Origin of the sequence: Thauera aminoaromatica S2 (assembly GCF_000310185.1) — a bacterium.
Classification (GTDB): domain Bacteria; phylum Pseudomonadota; class Gammaproteobacteria; order Burkholderiales; family Rhodocyclaceae; genus Thauera; species Thauera aminoaromatica.
Map to the genome: position 1 here is coordinate 15,567 of NZ_AMXD01000035.1, position 15,824 is coordinate 31,390.

General features: G+C 66.0%; 17 protein-coding genes. 6 read left to right on the forward strand and 11 right to left on the reverse strand.

Features of this window, described 5'->3' with window-relative positions; translation table 11 throughout:
- Positions 1 to 334 precede the first annotated feature (334 nt).
- The gene (locus C665_RS07660) at positions 335 to 1,522 is read left to right on the forward strand and encodes an ATP-binding protein (RefSeq protein ID WP_004304677.1); all 1,188 of its coding nucleotides are present in this window, start codon (positions 335 to 337) and stop codon (positions 1,520 to 1,522) included.
- A gap of 413 nt (positions 1,523 to 1,935) precedes the next feature.
- Here C665_RS07660 and C665_RS20165 read toward each other — a convergent pair whose 3' ends face one another.
- The 7 genes from C665_RS20165 to C665_RS07685 form a co-directional block, all read right to left on the reverse strand.
- Positions 1,936 to 2,892: a hypothetical protein gene (locus C665_RS20165; RefSeq protein WP_211207576.1), complete on the reverse strand. Its 957-nt coding sequence runs from the start codon at positions 2,890 to 2,892 to the stop codon at positions 1,936 to 1,938.
- Entirely contained in the window at positions 2,889 to 3,287 is a 399-nt protein-coding gene (locus C665_RS20960) for a TauD/TfdA family dioxygenase (RefSeq protein WP_211207577.1), read from the reverse strand. Before C665_RS20960 ends, C665_RS20165 begins: the two co-directional genes overlap by 4 nt.
- Positions 3,288 to 4,388: 1,101 nt before the next feature.
- Positions 4,389 to 5,012 (reverse strand): glutathione S-transferase, encoded by a 624-nt coding sequence (locus C665_RS07665; protein WP_004304680.1) that lies wholly within the window; start codon positions 5,010 to 5,012, stop codon positions 4,389 to 4,391.
- An 82-nt stretch (positions 5,013 to 5,094) separates the two neighbouring features.
- On the reverse strand, positions 5,095 to 5,409 hold the full coding sequence (locus C665_RS07670) for a Fic family protein (protein ID WP_004304682.1): 315 nt from the start codon (positions 5,407 to 5,409) through the stop codon (positions 5,095 to 5,097).
- 300 nt (positions 5,410 to 5,709) lie between these two features.
- Positions 5,710 to 5,976 (reverse strand): hypothetical protein, encoded by a 267-nt coding sequence (locus C665_RS21095; RefSeq protein WP_004304683.1) that lies wholly within the window; start codon positions 5,974 to 5,976, stop codon positions 5,710 to 5,712.
- 130 nt (positions 5,977 to 6,106) lie between these two features.
- Complete coding sequence (locus tag C665_RS07680; RefSeq protein ID WP_004304685.1) at positions 6,107 to 6,757, reverse strand: hemerythrin domain-containing protein; 651 nt, start codon at positions 6,755 to 6,757, stop codon at positions 6,107 to 6,109.
- A gap of 367 nt (positions 6,758 to 7,124) precedes the next feature.
- A complete protein-coding gene (locus C665_RS07685; RefSeq protein ID WP_004304688.1) occupies positions 7,125 to 8,039 on the reverse strand; it encodes a LysR family transcriptional regulator in 915 nt (304 codons plus the stop codon).
- Between the two features lie 64 nt (positions 8,040 to 8,103).
- On the opposite strand from C665_RS07685, the gene C665_RS07690 reads away from it, so the two are divergent.
- The 4 genes from C665_RS07690 to C665_RS07705 all read left to right on the forward strand — a co-directional run bounded on the left by C665_RS07690 (position 8,104) and on the right by C665_RS07705 (position 10,914).
- Positions 8,104 to 9,312: a YbfB/YjiJ family MFS transporter gene (locus tag C665_RS07690; protein WP_004304690.1), complete on the forward strand. Its 1,209-nt coding sequence runs from the start codon at positions 8,104 to 8,106 to the stop codon at positions 9,310 to 9,312.
- A 164-nt stretch (positions 9,313 to 9,476) separates the two neighbouring features.
- The gene (gene sdhC / locus C665_RS07695; RefSeq protein ID WP_004304692.1) at positions 9,477 to 9,863 is read left to right on the forward strand and encodes a succinate dehydrogenase, cytochrome b556 subunit; all 387 of its coding nucleotides are present in this window, start codon (positions 9,477 to 9,479) and stop codon (positions 9,861 to 9,863) included.
- Positions 9,860 to 10,201, forward strand: a complete 342-nt coding sequence (gene sdhD, locus C665_RS07700; protein ID WP_012584258.1) for a succinate dehydrogenase, hydrophobic membrane anchor protein — start codon at positions 9,860 to 9,862, stop codon at positions 10,199 to 10,201. Before sdhC ends, sdhD begins: the two co-directional genes overlap by 4 nt.
- 17 nt (positions 10,202 to 10,218) lie before the next feature.
- Positions 10,219 to 10,914: a succinate dehydrogenase iron-sulfur subunit gene (locus C665_RS07705; RefSeq protein WP_004304696.1), complete on the forward strand. Its 696-nt coding sequence runs from the start codon at positions 10,219 to 10,221 to the stop codon at positions 10,912 to 10,914.
- Positions 10,915 to 10,971: 57 nt separating this feature from the next.
- Here C665_RS07705 and C665_RS07710 read toward each other — a convergent pair whose 3' ends face one another.
- Both C665_RS07710 and C665_RS07715 read right to left on the reverse strand, forming a co-directional pair.
- On the reverse strand, positions 10,972 to 11,547 hold the full coding sequence (locus tag C665_RS07710; RefSeq protein ID WP_004304698.1) for a DUF1282 family protein: 576 nt from the start codon (positions 11,545 to 11,547) through the stop codon (positions 10,972 to 10,974).
- A 182-nt stretch (positions 11,548 to 11,729) separates the two neighbouring features.
- Positions 11,730 to 12,167: an Rrf2 family transcriptional regulator gene (locus C665_RS07715; RefSeq protein ID WP_231570591.1), complete on the reverse strand. Its 438-nt coding sequence runs from the start codon at positions 12,165 to 12,167 to the stop codon at positions 11,730 to 11,732.
- 324 nt (positions 12,168 to 12,491) lie between these two features.
- Between C665_RS07715 and C665_RS07720 the strand changes: the two genes are divergently transcribed.
- Positions 12,492 to 14,168, forward strand: coding sequence for a hypothetical protein (locus tag C665_RS07720; protein WP_004304702.1), 1,677 nt, complete (start codon positions 12,492 to 12,494; stop codon positions 14,166 to 14,168).
- A 9-nt stretch (positions 14,169 to 14,177) separates the two neighbouring features.
- Here C665_RS07720 and C665_RS07725 read toward each other — a convergent pair whose 3' ends face one another.
- Complete coding sequence (locus C665_RS07725; protein WP_004304704.1) at positions 14,178 to 15,326, reverse strand: glutaredoxin family protein; 1,149 nt, start codon at positions 15,324 to 15,326, stop codon at positions 14,178 to 14,180.
- Between the two features lie 29 nt (positions 15,327 to 15,355).
- Positions 15,356 to 15,824: hypothetical protein (locus tag C665_RS07730; RefSeq protein WP_004304705.1), on the reverse strand; the 469-nt coding region annotated here is incomplete at its 5' end.

Sequence of the window (15,824 nt, forward strand, 5' to 3'; positions counted from 1 at the left end):
GGGTGCGTCTCGGACTCATGACGCGGGGGGAAAGGTTCCCGCGCGGGGTGCCAGGACGAACCAGTCAGGCGGCAGCGTCGTGCTCGGCCAAGTGCGCGCCGGGACGCCAGCCAGTCCGCAGCAGCCCGCTCAAGGTGCTGCGCTGCAACGACGGAAATGAGGATATGGTCCGTCACGGCGGCCATCCCTACGGACCTCTTCACGCACAGTGCACCATCGGGCCAGCAGACACTCCAAAGCGCACATGCGACCAAATTCAGCGACCATCTATAGGAAACTTTGTTAAGTTATACGTGCGTTGTAACTTTTCAAATCTTTATATAAACTGCACCGCATGGACCCTATCCGCAATCCCTTCTCCCCCGGTGCGGGCACTCCGCCCCCCGAACTTGCCGGCCGCGACGACCTGCGCGAGTCCTTGCGCATCGCGCTCGAGCGCGCGAGGATCGGTCGCCCGGCGAAGAGCGCCATGCTGGTTGGCCTGCGCGGTGTCGGCAAGACGGTCTTGCTGGACCGCATCAGGATGGATGCCGAGGCGGCCGGAATCCACACGGTCCGCATCGAGGCGCCCGAGGGGCGTTCGCTGCCTGCCCTGCTTGCACCGCAGTTGCGTCAGGCCCTGCTGCGCCTGAGCCAGATCGCGGCCGCGAAGGACTACGCCGTCCGCGGTCTGCGCGCGCTGGCGGGCTTCGTCGGCAAGCTCAAGGTCACTTTCGGCGACATCGAGGTAGGGATCGACTACGAGCCCGAGCCGGGCCTGGCCGACAACGGCGACCTTGAGCACGACCTGCAAGCACTGTTCGAGCAAGTTGGCCTGGCGGCCAAATCGGCCAGCACGGCCTTGGCGATCTTCGTCGACGAGCTGCAGTACGTGGAGGAGGCGCAACTGGCAGCCCTCATCACGGCGATGCATCGGACCGAGCAGCGGCAGTTGCCCGTCGTGCTGGTCGGTGCTGGTCTGCCACAACTGCGCGGGCAGATGGGGAACGCCAAGTCGTATGCCGAACGCCTGTTCGATTTCCCCATGATCGGACCGCTGCCACCCGCCGCGGCCCGCCTTGCAATCGAGAAGCCCATCGAGAACGAGGGCGTGGCGATCACCGAACGAGCCGTGAGCCAGATCCTGCAGGTCACTCAGGGCTACGCTTACTTCCTGCAGCAGTGGGGTAGTCACACCTGGCAGGCAGCGCACGCATCGCCGATCGATATCGACGCCGTCAATGCAGCGTCCGTCACCGCCGTGGCGGCGCTCGACGAGAGCTTCTTCCGCGTGCGCTTCGACCGCCTCACCCCAAAAGAGAAGCGGTATCTCCGCGCAATGGCCGAGTTGGGCGAGGGCCCCCACAGATCGGGCGACATCGCCAACTGCTTCAGCGCGCCCGTGTCTTCACTGGCTCCGACACGCAGCTCCCTGATCACCAAGGGCATGATCTGGAGCCCCAATCACGGCGACACGGCCTTCACGGTGCCGATGTTCAATGAGTTCATGAAGCGGATCATGCCGGGGGACGACTGGCGATGATCGCACTTGCTGCTTTCGATGCACACGCTCTCGGCAGGAGCCAGTGCTGGCTTGGGGGGAAGTCTGGTCAAGTTGCAGGATGCATCCGCCTATCCTCGGGGGATTCGCGTTGAATGATGGCACCCACTCCTGGTTCAACGAGCATGAATTGCTCAACCCGACAGCGCTCTGAGTGCTCCGGCCCTCCGAGTGGCTGTTCAGCAGGAATGGCGGCGGTCCGCAACGGGCCGGACTGAGACCTCCGTGCGCGGGTCCGCGAACTGTTCGTGGGGGTCTCGAACCGACCCGTTGCCGCCATTGGACTTTGAAGAAAGCTGCTGTTCAAACGGCCAGCGTAACCGGCGCACAACGAAGCGTGGCGCAGTTGTGCGTCCGACTTCACGCTGTTGTTGGGCTGCCCTGAAACACTCACGCTAATACTCATTGAAATCCGGCTCATATTCCGGCCTTACATTGCGCGCTTCTTCGAGATCATCCTCCGTATACAAATCAAAGAACTCGGCTGCCGTATACGTTGTCATTTCAGAGAAAGCGTCCCCTAATCCACATGCAGAGAGCTTCGAGTATCCTGCTATTTTTAGGCCGCAAGCAATGCATTCAAACGCTGAAGGCAGCATCGTTTGCCGTTGAACAACCTCATCGTTACCAACCGTCGTTGACACGGGGCCGCTAGCTCTACCGTGCAGAATAGCCGGTGAAGCACATGAAGGGCACACCACGCGATGTCCCGCGTGACGTGTTGCCCACGCAGTGGCCTGCAGTGTAGCCGCGTCACGATCCGCCACGGGTTTGTTAAACCATACTTTTTCATGCGCCTTAATGTCTTGATCGACGGCTTTTGCAGCCGCGTCATCCAGTGACGCAATCATTTCAAGGGCTCGTTCTGGGTCGGCGACGAAATCTGCCAACTCCTTTGCCATCGACTCCAATAAGATCTTGACTGCACGGTAGAACCTCGGCAGCCACTCCGCAGTGCCTACCCCGGTGAACACGACTTCGCCCGAATGAAGCTCAGCATTTCGTCTTTCGACGTGTTTTCCGCAGAAGCCCGCCACTTCTTGGTTGAACTCCGGCAATAGCTCGCTCAAGCGCACCAATACTTCTTTAGTTCCGATGGAGGTAGGGGAGAATTTCTTTGCTGTAGGCGCATTCCCCAAGGCGTGCATGATGTTGCGCCAGTTTTGTGGATCAGCGAGGAGAACAGGCGATATATTGGCTAACGCGGCCCTAGCGAGCAGCTCTAGAGTAAGGGCTGACCAAAGACCGTATTTCCATTCGTCGGCAACGGTGGAATCCATCTGCTCAATGTATAACTGCGCTTTCGCCAGCAAAGTGTCCGCAGACCATGGATTTGGCTCGACTGTGCTCAACATTCACCTCCCAACCGATTTAGATAGATACGCTCAATAACACGGCCCATCGAGCCTTCTGGTATTGCAGATCGCCCGTGAAGCATTCTCCAGTTGTCGATAACAATTGTGTCGCCGGGATTGAGCAAGTTCACTGAAATCACCTCGCCTCTGTCCCACGGCCAAGAGGCAATGCGCTCGGACGTGTGCTTAGCTGCCTCGTTGAGTGGCGAAAGAAACAGAAAGTCCCACCTCAACCCCCAGGTGCCTTCGTAACCAAAAACTACAGGAAGCGGACATACGACTTGCGTTTCTCTCTTCCGTCTTGGCAAGACAAGGGCTTGCTTTAGGGCGCGCTCGCCTACCACCGAAGCAATGGTCGAGTAAGACACAAGTGTCGTTTTGACATCCTTCACTCCGACTCTGCATCTGAGCAGCAGATACCGTGGAGGTCGGTACCAATGGGCCAGATCCGAATGTAACGGGAATGCTCCTGTACCATATGTACCGCTATATTGGTTCATGAGCTGGCGACTAGGTTTCCGAGGGCAGAGCGTCTGAACCCGTGGAACGTTTGGCAACAATTCCGAAACGTTCATAACTGCGCCAAGCTTCAGCGCTACGCTTTCTGTAGATGATGCGGGGTCAAATCGCGGGATTACCGCATACCCCATCGCGCCCACTTGTTTTGCTAACTCGCCAGCGTGCACGAATTCCACCTTACAGAGCCCAACGTTTGATGTAACGGGCGCCGGAGCGCAGCGGAGGGAACCAAAATGCGCAGCATTTTGGCGTCCCGTTGGCGGACTTATTAGTGCGCGGGCACATGCTCAACCCAAACAGTTGTGTTGGGGTGGTGTTCTGCAATTGTTTCAATCGCCCCCTCCAGTATTGCACTCGGCTCACCAGCAAGCGGATAGATGAAGCGCGAGCCATCGACAGTTTCGAGAACTTCGTAGTCGGAATCGCTGATAGCGTCCGCACCACACCAAACTTGAAATGGCGAGACCTTTGAAAGGGCGATTGCGTGGCGGAAACCCGCGGGAGTGAGGGCAAGGAAAACCGCAGCGCTCAAACGTGTTCTACAAGTTACTGTTTAGACGCAAAAACTACGCGAAACACAGCATAAGAAGGCAGGGAAAGCTGCCGCCGACAGCTTTCCGGGTCGATGCGACCGACCTGGCACACAGGCCGTTAGCATACCGCCTCGCCCGGATGACCGCTATCCGGATGGGGTGGCCAGTGACGGTTTGTGGCCGAATGTGTGAGTTCGGGCTGAGTGCCCCGTAGCGGCCGGTGCCGATCGGGCGGCGGTCGCCCTCAATAGCTGCAAAGGCAGGAAGCGACCGAAACGAACAGTCCCCTGCCGAACGCATTCCAATCGAAACACCTCCCCGGTGCCCGAGCGCCAACCGTGACGCGCCAGCTCAATTGGGCGATCACCGGGCTATTGGGTTCTCACGATCCGCCCCCAATGCCGCCCACGCATCGGCGGCGGGATCGACAACGATCCGGGATCACGACCCGCCGCGCAACTTGTAATACGCGGCGATGGCAGGAATCCCCGCGATCCGGTCGACGAAGGCCGCGAGCTTTGGCGCCACGGTCTCGACCAGGTCGGCGGGAATGTGGTCCAGCTTGCCGGAGCCAAGCCACCGCAGGATGACGAAGGTCTTGAGGTCGGCGATGGTGAGGCGATGGTCCGCAAGGAATTCGCCGCCGTGGGCTTCGAGTTGGTTCTGCAGCCAGCGCAGATACCGCGGCAATACGTCCGCCGCCAGCGCCCCGCGGGCGTGCTTGAGCGCATCGCCGGTCATTCCGAAAGTCGCCACGATCTTCGTGTTGATGTCTTCCAGCGCGCCCATCACTTCGTCGCAGAACAAGGCCTGAAGGTCGTCTTCGGGGTAGAGCCCGGCCAGCTTTCCGGCATAGCGCGTGATTGCGTCGCTCTGGGTGACCTGCACGTCATTGACGTGAAGCGTCGGCACCTGGTCCAGCGGTGTGGTCTTGCGAACCTCGGCAAAATCACCGAACGCAAAACGGTGGTCCTCAAATGGAATGCCGCCGATGTGCAGGGCCAGGCGTGCGGGCTCTGCCCGTCCGCCGGAAACGTCGAAATAGGTAAGCTTGAGTTTGTCCATGGGTCCGTGTCCTGCCAGCGTGCGGGGTTGTCGGTGTCGCCTGCAATGCGCTCCCGGTCACTGATCTGTCCAGGCGGCCATGTCAGGCTACGGAAAGTGCTTGAATCAGGTGCGGGTTGATGAAGAGTTTCTCGCGTCCTGCCTTCATCTCGCGCAGGAGGCCGATGTCGACGAGTTGCTTCAGATAGACCGATGCCGTCTGGCGTTGGGCAATGTCGGCGTCGACGACGTTGGCGATGCGGCAATAGGGTTGTACGAAGATCAGCTCGGTCAGCTCGCGCGAGTAGATGCCGGGCGCGTCGCGCTTCATCCGTTCGGCTGTGTCGTCGATGAGCGCTCTGATGGCCTTGATCCGGGACGTCGTCCATTGCGCGGTACTGCGGACCGCGTCGAGCATGAACAGTATCCACGGGCTCCCAGGCGGCATCCCGGCTGACGTTCAGCAGGAGGCGGTAGTAGTCCTGCCTGGCTTCGATGATGGCTTTGGACAGGTAGAGCACCGGGATGTCGAGCTGCAAGCCTTCAGGATGGCCTGCGACTCGACTTCCGCCTGAGGGGGAAGGGCAGGGAGGTCCTTGTATGGCTTGCGCGGGTCGAAGAGCATGAGTCGATATCTGGATGATTCATCGGCACGTCGATGGGACGTGTCGACGGAATCGACATGATATCGGGTCGTGTCGAAAAATGACGATATTCTCTACAAGTGTGGGGGTGATGATCCCCGCGCTTCGGTGGTGAGCGCCTGCTTTACACCTGCGCTTTGCAACACATGGCACTTAGCTCGTGTCTTCAGTGCCTTGCGCACCTGCTGGTCGCGGCCAACGAAGCCGACGCGATCGCCGATGGCGACCTCATTGCGCCCCAGGCCCTGGCGCGGCTTCTCGCGGATGTCGACGTCGGCGCCGTCGGGATTGATCGCAGCGTAGGGGATCAGCCAGCGCTGGCCGGTGGCGGTGTCGAGCACCAGGGCCTGTTTGCGCCTCAGCTCCAGAAGCTGGCCGCTGCGCGCGGTGTTGGCCCGGGTGTCGAAGTACTCGAGGGCTTGCCCGCGCAGCAGCTCGGGTCATTGCGGACGAGGCGTTTCAGTACTGGCGTCAGCCGAGGTAAAACTCCTCCCACTCGATCTCGGTCCACCACTCGGCCTCCAGTCCGTCGCAGGTCTCGCCATGGGCCCGGCACATGAAGCAACCGTCGCCGCGCGTGAGCGCAAAGTCCTCGACCGGCGGGTAACGGACGAGCAGGGCCGCAGCGCCCTCACGCGCGGCCGCCTCCGTCTCGCTCATCGGCCGATCCGGCAATTCGGCAACGCCGCTGCGACGAAGCCGCTTGACGCCCTCCGGGTAGAGGACGGAATTCTCCGCGTCGATATGACGCCAGAGCGCGTGCGAGTAGCGAGTTGCCAGCGCGCGCAGCCGAACACGGTCGTCCTCGGACGGCGGCCGCTGTTCGAGAATCGGCAGCATCTCGCACAGCCACGCCGCCATCTCGGCGTGCTCGTGCAGCACGGCGTACACCGGTCCGCGGTCGCCCGGGAGTTCCGCGTCGGTGACGAGCGCATTGAGGAACACCCGCTCCTCGCGATCGTGATGGAAATGGCCGGCGAACTCGGTGAAAAACGCGGCGAAGCGTCCGCCGTCGTCCGGGTCCGCGGTGCCATCGATGAATCCGTCTACGAACGCGCGAAACGATCCGAGCACCTGATCGATCAGCACGTGTTCGTCCTGCAATGTTTCGATCAGCTTCATCGTCGATTCATCCTCCCGTATCCGTGTTCCTATCCGCCCGCATTCGCCGTCGAGGGCACCGGCGGCGCGATCACTTCCCTCGTCGACACCCCCGCCGCTACCTTGCCGGCCCGAGGATCTCGACCCCGTCCATCATCACCGGGTCGGCATCGACCACGCGGTAGGGCAGGCTGTACGCCACGCGCCATTGCTGCCCCGCGCAATCGAGGGTGACGGTCTTGTCGTTAAGGCGGATGACGCAGCCGCTGCGCTCCTGATGGTCGCGGCCGACGAAGCCAACCCGGTCGCCGATGGCGAGCTCGTTGCGGCCGAGGCCCTGGCGCGGCCTCTCGCGGAGGTCGACGTCGGCGGGGATGCCGGGCGGGCCTCAAGGCATCGACTTGCTTGTTCGACCATGGCGCCCGCAGGCACCAGCCTGGGCGCCGACCCGCAGCAGCTCCAGCAGCGCGCTCAGTGGCCCGCCGGGCTCGCCCGCCCAGACCAGGTTCGTCCGGTTCGTCCGCATCGCCTCCGGCAGTTCGTGGCGTTGGATCGAATCGCCCATGACGGCATTGTCGAGGACGCTCGCCGGCATGATGGCGACGCCGGTTCCGGCCGCGACGCAGGCCACGATAGCATGGTAGGAGCCGAGGTCGAGGAACCGGCGCGGGGTGACGCCGGCCGCGGCGAACCAGTCGACCAGCAGGCGCCGGTATGAGCAGCCATGCGGAAAGGCGACGACCGTCTGGTCGGCGAGATCCTGCGCACCGCCGATGCGGGGGCCGCCTCGCGCGGTGATGAGGACCAGCTCTTCCGCGAAGACGGCCACGGCCGAGAGGCTTCCCTTGTCGAAGGGTTCGGAGACGAAGGCGGCGTCGATCCGGTGATTGTCGAGTCGCCGCAGCAGCGCCGCGGTCGTTCCGGTCTGCAACTCCACGTGCGTTCGGGGATGCGCGGCGTGGTACCGCGAGAGGATGGGCGGCAGGCGCACGCTGGCCGCACTCTCCAGCGAGCCCAGGCGCAGCGAGCCCGCGACTACCCCGCTGCAGAGGTCCTCCTCGGCTTCGTCGGCCAGCCGCAACAGGCGCTCGGCGTGCCCGAGCAGGCGATGACCCGCATCGGTGAGCACCACGTTCCGTCCTTGCCGCCGAAAGAGTTGCGTACCCAGTCGGGACTCGAACTGCTTGATGCGGGTCGTGACGTTGGAAGGCACCCGATTGAGCCGGTCCGCCGCACGCAGCACACCGCCTTCCACCGCCACACATCGGAAGATGTGCAGGTCTTCCAGGCTGATCCTTCTCATATCGAGAACGTTATTTCTTAAAAATTCACTATTCGATTCTATCCGACGAGCGTCTAATCCCGCCATGGAAAAAAATCCTCCGTCGTCTCTGTCGCCGGGCGCCATCGTCTTCATCGGCCTCCTTGCGCTGGCCATCGCGATGGGCATCGGTCGCTTCGCATTTACGCCGCTGATGCCGCTCATGGTGCGCGATGGCAGCCTGAATACCGTCACCGGGACGGAATGGGCGACGGCGAACTACGTCGGCTACCTGCTCGGTGCGATCAGCGCCTCGTGGTTCGCGCGCAGTCCCCGGCTGGGCTTGCAGGTCGGGTTGCTCGGCGTCGCCGCGACCACCCTGGCGATGGTTTGGGGTAACGCCGCCTTGCCGTGGCTCGGCTTGGCCCTGCGGGCGAGCGCGGGCGTCTTCAGCGCCTGGGTGCTCGTGTGCGCCAGCAGTTGGTGCCTGCCCGAACTGGCGCGGCGGAGTTCGACCTCGCTGGGCGGATGGATCTACACCGGGGTGGGCGTGGGCATCGCGGCCACGGGTGTACTGACCTGGCTGGGCGGCGCACAGGCGGCCGCGGTGCTGTGGGTGGAGCTCGGGCTGCTCGCCGTCGTCGGCGCCGTCCATGTCATTTGGCGTCTGCGCGGGCAATCCGCCGCAGCGAGCCCTGCCGGCACGCCCGACGCGCCGAAGCCCCCACCGCCGGCGGTCGCGAGCGGGAACCTGGGCATCGTGCTGTGCTACAGCGCGTTCGGCTTCGGCTACATCATTCCCGCGACCTTCCTGCCCACCATGGCGCGGCAGCTGGTGTCCGACCCGCTCGTGTTCGGGCTCACCTGGCCGATCTTCGGCGCGGCGGCGGCGCTGTCCGTGGCCTTCGCCGCGCACCGTCTGCACGGCTGGCCGCGCAGGAAGGTGTGGGCGATCGCCCAGGGGGTGATGGCGGCAGGCACCCTGCTGCCGTTGCTGCAGCCGGCATTGTGGGTACTGGCCGCCTCGGCGGTGCTGGTCGGCGGCACCTTCATGGTGACCACCATGGCAGGCCTTCAGCTGGCGCGCGAACGCGCGCCCGCGAACCCGACGGCGCTGCTGGCCCGCATGACCACCGGCTTCGCTGCCGGACAGATCGCCGGTCCGCTGCTCGTGCGCCTGGTCGGCGATACGCGCATTGCCGGCCTCGACGCGCTGGGCCTGGCGAGCGCGACCGCCGGCCTCCTGCTGGCGATGACCGCCATCTGGCTCTGGCGCGACGACATCGCGGCCGCAACGAAGCCGCGATCCGCTTGAGACGCGGACGAACGCCCGAGCACGATCGCGGCGTCGGATTCCGCCGGGCCCGGCACCCCTTGCTTCAGCACGCATCACGCCTGCGCTGCGCCGGGCTTTGGTCTATGGTTCCGGTACGAGCCGCTCCGGCGCCGCCGGCGGGCTCGTACTGCCCAAGAGCCCGCATGGACAAGCCGCCTCATCGCTTGCCGGTATTCCTGAATCTGGCACAGATCCGCTTTCCGATCGGTGCGATCGCCTCGATTGCGCACCGGGTGTCGGGGGTCTTGCTGTTCATCGCCCTGCCCGTCCTCGCGGCGCTGCTCCACGCATCGCTGCGCAGCGAAGCGGATTTCGCCTCGGTGCGCGGTCTGCTCTCGTCGCCGCTCTCGCTCGTGGTGGCCGGTGTGCTGGCGTGGGCGCTCGCGCATCACGTGCTGGCCGGGATCCGCCACCTGTTGATGGACGTCGGCATCGGCAGCGAGCTCGAGCGTGCGCGCGCCAGCGCACGCCTCATTCTGGTCGCCGCGCCCGCGCTGGCCCTGCTCCTTCTCGTGTGGGGGCTGTCATGAGGTTGTTCACAGGGCAACGGGCATGGGTGGTGCAACGCCTCAGCGCCTTGCTGTTGCTGGTGCTGATCCTGCTCGCCATGCTCGCGCTGCCTTTCGCGTCGCCGCTCGATTTCTCCGCGTGGCGCGCCTTGGCCGGCGGCGCGCTGGGGGGGCCGCTGATCGCGCTGCTGTTCGGCGCCTTGTGCGCGCACGCCTGGGTAGGCATGCGCGACATCGTGCTCGACTACCTCCAGCCGCGCGGACTGCGGCTGGCGGTGCTGGGCCTGATCACGGTCGTGCTGCTCGGCGTGCTGGCACGCGTGCTGCTGAGCCTGGCCATGGTGGCGCTCGCCGCCTGAGCGGCGCAGGGGCGGACATGAGACTGAACATCTATCGCTACGACCCGGAGCGCGGCGATCCGCCGCGGATGCAGGCCTACGATGTGCAGCCGGAGGCGGGCGACAAGAAGCTGCTCGACCTGCTGATGAGGCTGCGCGTGCAGGACGACAGCCTGTCGTTCCGGCGCTCGTGCCGCGAGGGAGTGTGCGGCTCGGACGCGATGAACATCAACGGCCGCAACGGCCTCGCCTGCCTGACCGCGCTCGACGGGCTGAAGGAGCCGATCGTGCTGCGCCCGCTACCCGGCTTTCCGGTAATCCGCGACCTCGTCGTAGACATGACGCAGTTCTTCGCCCACTACCACTCGATCCGGCCCTGGCTGATCAACGACGAGCCCCTGCCCGAGCGCGAGCGGCTGCAGACGCCGACCGAGCGCGAGCGCCTGGACGGCCTGTACGAATGCATCCTGTGCGCCTGCTGCAGCGCGTTCTGCCCGTCCTACTGGTGGAATCCGGACAAGTTCATCGGGCCGTCGGGCCTGCTGCAGGCCTATCGCTTCATCGCCGACAGCCGCGACACCGCCTCCGCCGAGCGGCTGGACTTCCTCGACGACGTCTATCGCCTCTACCGCTGCCGCACGATCATGAACTGCACCGAGGTCTGCCCGAAGGGACTGAGCCCCTCGCACGCCATCGAACGGATCCGCCTGGCCTTGCTGCAGCGTTCATCCTGAAAAGGCAGGGCGGGAGCGCGCCATTCGCCCCGGGGGCCGGACCGCGTTCTTTCCGCGTCAAAGCGCCGGGAGGCCCGGGACGAGGAACACCGCCATCGTTGCGGCCCAGGCCAGCACACCGCAGTGGATCGCGACGATGCCGATCTCCAGGGCCACGATCTCTTCACGAACCCCGAGCATGCAGCGGACACCCCGCTTCAGCAGCGCGACCGAAGCGCCGATCGCCAGCACCGGCAGTACCAGGACGGCGAGCGTCCCGTCCTGCAGGAGCGCGAACGACGATAGCCAGAGCGGGAGCAGGGATACCGTCGCGAGCAGACAAGCGTCGCGTGCGCTCGCCCGCACCCCATGGGTCGCCGCGACGGCGCCGATCAGCCAGCGGATCATCAGGAAGCCGACGAGCTGCGCGGCGAACAGCGCGAACTCCACGAACTGCCAGGCGGAAGCGGAGAGGGCGGGCAGATAGTGGGCCGATCCGACATCGGTCGCATGGGACAACATCGCGGGGGGCAACATGGCGGCCGGCAGGGCGACCCCGAAGACCAGGGTGGCCAGCGAGGGCGGACGGCGGGAGAGTTCGGTCCAGGCGGCGTCCGAGGACCACAGCATGGGCGGCAGATGGAGGGAAGACATGATCGATCTCTGCTGGCGTGTTTGGGCGGCTCGAGGAATTTATATCACAACATGATATAAACTAGCATGGCCCGCCCCCCGACAGCGAATACGTTGCGACCAGCGCGCGGAGAACCCGCCCGCAGCTTTGCGCGGCCACGAAGCACAGGCAGACCGTCATCCGGTGGCGCAGCGCGCCCCGACTATCGCCGCTCCCGGCCGGCGGGCGGGCGCACGATCGTGATCGGCGCGATGGCGCGCGCCGCCGCTTGCAGGCCGAGTGCCTCGTGCAGCCGTGCGTCGCTGCCGACGAGGTCGGCAAGCGAAACGCGGTCGAGTGCAGCCAGGAAGGCCTGCAGGGCACCGTCCAGCGCGCCCTTGAGCCGGCACGCCGGATCCAGCAGGCAGTGCGACTGCGTTCCGAAGCACTCGACGAGCGCGAGGCTCGGTTCGAGCTGGCGGACCACGTTGCCGAGACCGATCTCGCTGCTTGCACGCGCGAGCCTCAAACCCCCTCCCTTGCCGCGTGCGCCGTCGACGAAGCCCTTCGCCACCAGTTCGGTGACGATCTTCATGAGGTGGCTGCGCGAGATGTCGAAACGCTCGGCGACCTCCTTGATGGTGATGCGCCGCTCGGGGATGGCCCCGAGCTACATGAGTACCCGGAGCGCGTAATCGGTGTGTTGCGTGATGTTCATCGGCAGGGCGTGCAGAGGAGTCGTTGTCGGCTCCATGCTAGCAACAATAGATTCATACAGGTTGACTCTTCAAGGAGGAACGGCCATGGCCCACGTCCTTACCGAAGCCTGCATCCGCTGCAAATACACGGACTGCGTAAGCATGTGCCCAGTCGAGACCCATCCGGCGCTGCCCGCCACCGCCCCCTGGCACGCTCGCAGCCCGCCTGCCCTCGCCTGTCGCTACACTGCCCGCACGAGAACCCGCGAAGCGAAGGGAGACAGGTCATGGCCGAGCACGCTGCCGAGCCGACGGTGAAGCATTTCCGCCTCGCCCTGCTGTGGCCGCTGCGGCTGCTGACCGCGACGGGCGCGCTGGGGCCGCAGCAGCGGCCGTGGCAGGTGCTGCGCGACCTGGGCGAAGCCTCGCCGTGGCGCGAGGTCGAGCACGACCTGGAGGTCGAAGGCAGCGTCTTCCAGGAGCGGCACTACAACGAGTTCGTGACCTTCCTGCCCTACGTGCAGCAGTTCCTCTACGGCGAGGGCCGTGCGCAGCGCGGCGACTCGGCGGACGCGGGGCCGGCGATGCGCGTGTTCCGTCGCCGCGATATCGCGAAACTGCGCGTGGCCGCACGCGACGGCGACGCGCCGGTGACGCTCGACGTCGTCCATGTGCATCTGTATTTCTTCTTCGACGTCGATGTGGTGATCCTCAACGTCGAGGTCGCCGGCGGCGACCTGCCCTTGTCCGCGGTGCAGGAGCTGATGTATCGCATCGGCCGCGCCTACCCGTCGGGCTGGGACGAGCACGGCCGCGCGCTGCACAGCCTCGCCGTCGCCGAGCTGATCGGGCGCGACGGGTCGGTGCTGGCGCGCACCGACGCGCACGAGCGCGAGGCCTTCCTGACCCACGTCAGCCGCCATCGCGCACCGCGCATCGCCGCGCACTGGGCCTGGCTGATGCAGCCGCTGGCGAGCGCCTACTCGGCCCAGCCCGGCACGCTGCGCTATCGCCAGATCGAGTATCACCGCATGCCGCTGACGGCCTATCTCGCCCTCGACGACCCGCAGGCGCTGACGCGCAGGGATTTCGTCCGCCTCGGCCTGGTGACCGGCGCGGGACCGCACACGGCACAAGCCGAACGCGAGGGCGGCGGCAACGCCCTGCCCTACGCCGAACCGCATCTGGACGACTTCGAGCGCCGCCACTGCTACGACCGCTTCTGGTCCGCGAGCGGCGCGGCGCCCTGGACCCGCTACCTGTGCAGCGGCCACGCGCTGGTGGTGGTGGGCGATGCGAAGTCGGCCTATTTCACCGACCGCGAGCGCGGCGTGCTGGCGCAGTTCCGCCACCAGCACTTCCTGCTGTTCCTGATCGCGCACTTCCAGAAGTCGGCGCTGCTGATGTTCTCCGAGCGCCTGGTCGAGGCGCTCAAGCGCCTGCACGTCACCGACCCGGAAAGCGTGCGGCGCTTCAAGCGCGCGATCCGCGCCAGCTTCGAGGGCTTCCTGCGTTTCACGCATCGCTACTGGTTCCACGACATCGCCGAGCAGGCGCAGACACGCGCGCTGTTCCGCATGACCAGCGCGCATCTGGGCACCGACGCGCTGTACGCCGAGATCAAGGAGCGCACCGCGGACATGAACGGCTACCTCGAGGCCGACAGCCTGCGCCGCCAGGCCAACACCGTGGTGCGCCTGACCGTGGTGACGATCTTCGGCCTCATCGGCACCATCACCACCGGCTTCCTGGGCATGAACCTGCTCGCCGAAGCGGAATCGCCGCTCGCCGAGCGCCTGGCCTACTTCGCGCTGGTGTTCGGCGTGTCGACGGCGCTCACGCTGTACACGATGGTCAAGTCCAAGCGCCTGTCGGACTTCCTCGACGCGGTGTCGGACGAGCGCCTGTCGACCTGGAACAAGCTCCGCGCGCTCGCCGCCGTGTGGCGTCGCGGCGCGGACTGAGCGGCCCCGCTACATCAGCCACTCCGGCCGCAGCAGCATCACCGCACCGAGCGCCAGCATCACCACGCCCGCAAGCAGCTTGAGCATGCGGCCGCCGCGCTCGCCGAGCTTGCCGCTGCCGAGGGCGAGCACCGCGGTGCCGACCATCAGCGCGTCGTCGGCGATGTAGGCGAGGATGTAGAGGCCGAGGTAGCCGTAGTGGGCGAGCGGCGAGAGGTCCTGGCTGGTGAGCACCGCGGTGTAGATCGCCGGCAGGCCGGCGGTGCATAGCAGCTCGACGAAGTTCACCACCACCGCCAGCACCGCGACCGCGGCGAGCGAGGCGGGCAGGGATTCGGCCTTCAGGATGGCGCGGGCACGCGCATAGATGCCCGGCTTGGCGGACTCCGGGATGGACAGCGAGACGCCGCGGCGGAAGGCGAAGAAGTCCTTTACGTTGATCAGGCCGATGAGCATGGCCAGCACGGCGAGGCCGACGCGCAGCGCGGCCGTCATGCCGACGAGCAGGAAGACGTTGAGCCAGGCCGCCATGAAGGCGTAGTACACCGCGCCGCTGGCGAGCACGAAGGTGCCGGCGACCATCGCCATGCGACGGCGGTCCTGCAGCCTCACCAGCAGCGACAGCAGGAATAGCAGCACCCACATCGCGCAGGGGTTGAAGCCGTCGAGCAGGCCGAGCGCCAGGGTGAACATCGGCAGGCCGAGCTCGCTCGCGCTCAGGGTGCCGAACAGGCCCGACTCCACCCGGTCGCGCGGCGGCGGCGGGGCCTCGTCGAGCAGGCGCAGCAGCTCGGCGCCGACGTGCTCGGCGTCGTCGAAGCCGACCAGCACCCGGCCGCCATAGACGAAAGTGGGCACGCCCGGCGGCCACGCCCCGACTGCCTCGCTGATCGCCACCAGGGCGTCGCGCGCGGCGGGGTCGCGATCGACCTCGCGCAGCACGACCTGCAGCCCGGGGCGGGCGTCGGCGAGACCGGCGAGAAAGCGCTTGGCCTCCGCGCAATGCGGGCAGCCTTCGCGCACATAGACGTGGAGCTGGCCCGGCGCGGGGAGATCGAGCGCCGGCGCGGCGGTGCCGGCATCGGCGCCCGGGCTCGCATGGGCGAACAGCAGGCATGCCAGCAGCAACAGGGTACGAAGAACCGCCGCGATCGCCATGGATGCGCCCCTCGCCGGCGCCGTGCCGCTCAGCGGCCGGCGGGCTCCTTGCCGCCTCCGGGCGGAACGGCGGCGCGCTCCTCGACCGGCGCGGCCTCCTGCGTCGTCGGCTCGGTGCGTGCGCGCATGCTCTCGAGCGCCCCCTTGCCGACCTCGCGCAGGCGCTCCGCGACGTCGCGGGTGGCCTCGGCGATGCGGTGCGCCGCCTGCTCGGCGGCTTCCTTGGCGTCGCGCGCGGTCTCGGGCGAGCGGCCATCACCGCCACGGTCTTCGTCGGGCGCCTGATTCAGCGCTCCCGCGTCGGATGATGCGCGCGAAGCGTCCTTGGCGAATTCGCTCGCGGCCTTCTCCGCCGCCGTGCGCACCGCCGCTTCCACCGCGGCGCTGCCCGCCTCGCCGATCTTGCGCGCGGCCTCGCCGGCCTTCTGCATCGCCTCGCGTGCCGCCTCGGCGGCTTCGCGCCGGGCCTCGGCAGCCTCGCCGCGCGGCGCCTCGGGC

Bases quoted from the DNA above. Each gene is read 5' to 3' on its own strand.
- C665_RS07660 (WP_004304677.1), top strand. From the start codon at position 335: ATGGACCCTATCCGCAATCCCTTCTCCCCCGGTGCGGGCACTCCGCCC.
- C665_RS07665 (WP_004304680.1), bottom strand. From the start codon at position 5,012: ATGGACAAACTCAAGCTTACCTATTTCGACGTTTCCGGCGGACGGGCA.
- C665_RS07670 (WP_004304682.1), bottom strand. From the start codon at position 5,409: ATGCTCGACGCGGTCCGCAGTACCGCGCAATGGACGACGTCCCGGATC.
- C665_RS07680 (WP_004304685.1), bottom strand. From the start codon at position 6,757: ATGAAGCTGATCGAAACATTGCAGGACGAACACGTGCTGATCGATCAG.
- C665_RS07685 (WP_004304688.1), bottom strand. From the start codon at position 8,039: ATGAGAAGGATCAGCCTGGAAGACCTGCACATCTTCCGATGTGTGGCG.
- C665_RS07690 (WP_004304690.1), top strand. From the start codon at position 8,104: ATGGAAAAAAATCCTCCGTCGTCTCTGTCGCCGGGCGCCATCGTCTTC.
- sdhC (WP_004304692.1), top strand. From the start codon at position 9,477: ATGGACAAGCCGCCTCATCGCTTGCCGGTATTCCTGAATCTGGCACAG.
- sdhD (WP_012584258.1), top strand. From the start codon at position 9,860: ATGAGGTTGTTCACAGGGCAACGGGCATGGGTGGTGCAACGCCTCAGC.
- C665_RS07705 (WP_004304696.1), top strand. From the start codon at position 10,219: ATGAGACTGAACATCTATCGCTACGACCCGGAGCGCGGCGATCCGCCG.
- C665_RS07710 (WP_004304698.1), bottom strand. From the start codon at position 11,547: ATGTCTTCCCTCCATCTGCCGCCCATGCTGTGGTCCTCGGACGCCGCC.
- C665_RS07720 (WP_004304702.1), top strand. From the start codon at position 12,492: ATGGCCGAGCACGCTGCCGAGCCGACGGTGAAGCATTTCCGCCTCGCC.
- C665_RS07725 (WP_004304704.1), bottom strand. From the start codon at position 15,326: ATGGCGATCGCGGCGGTTCTTCGTACCCTGTTGCTGCTGGCATGCCTG.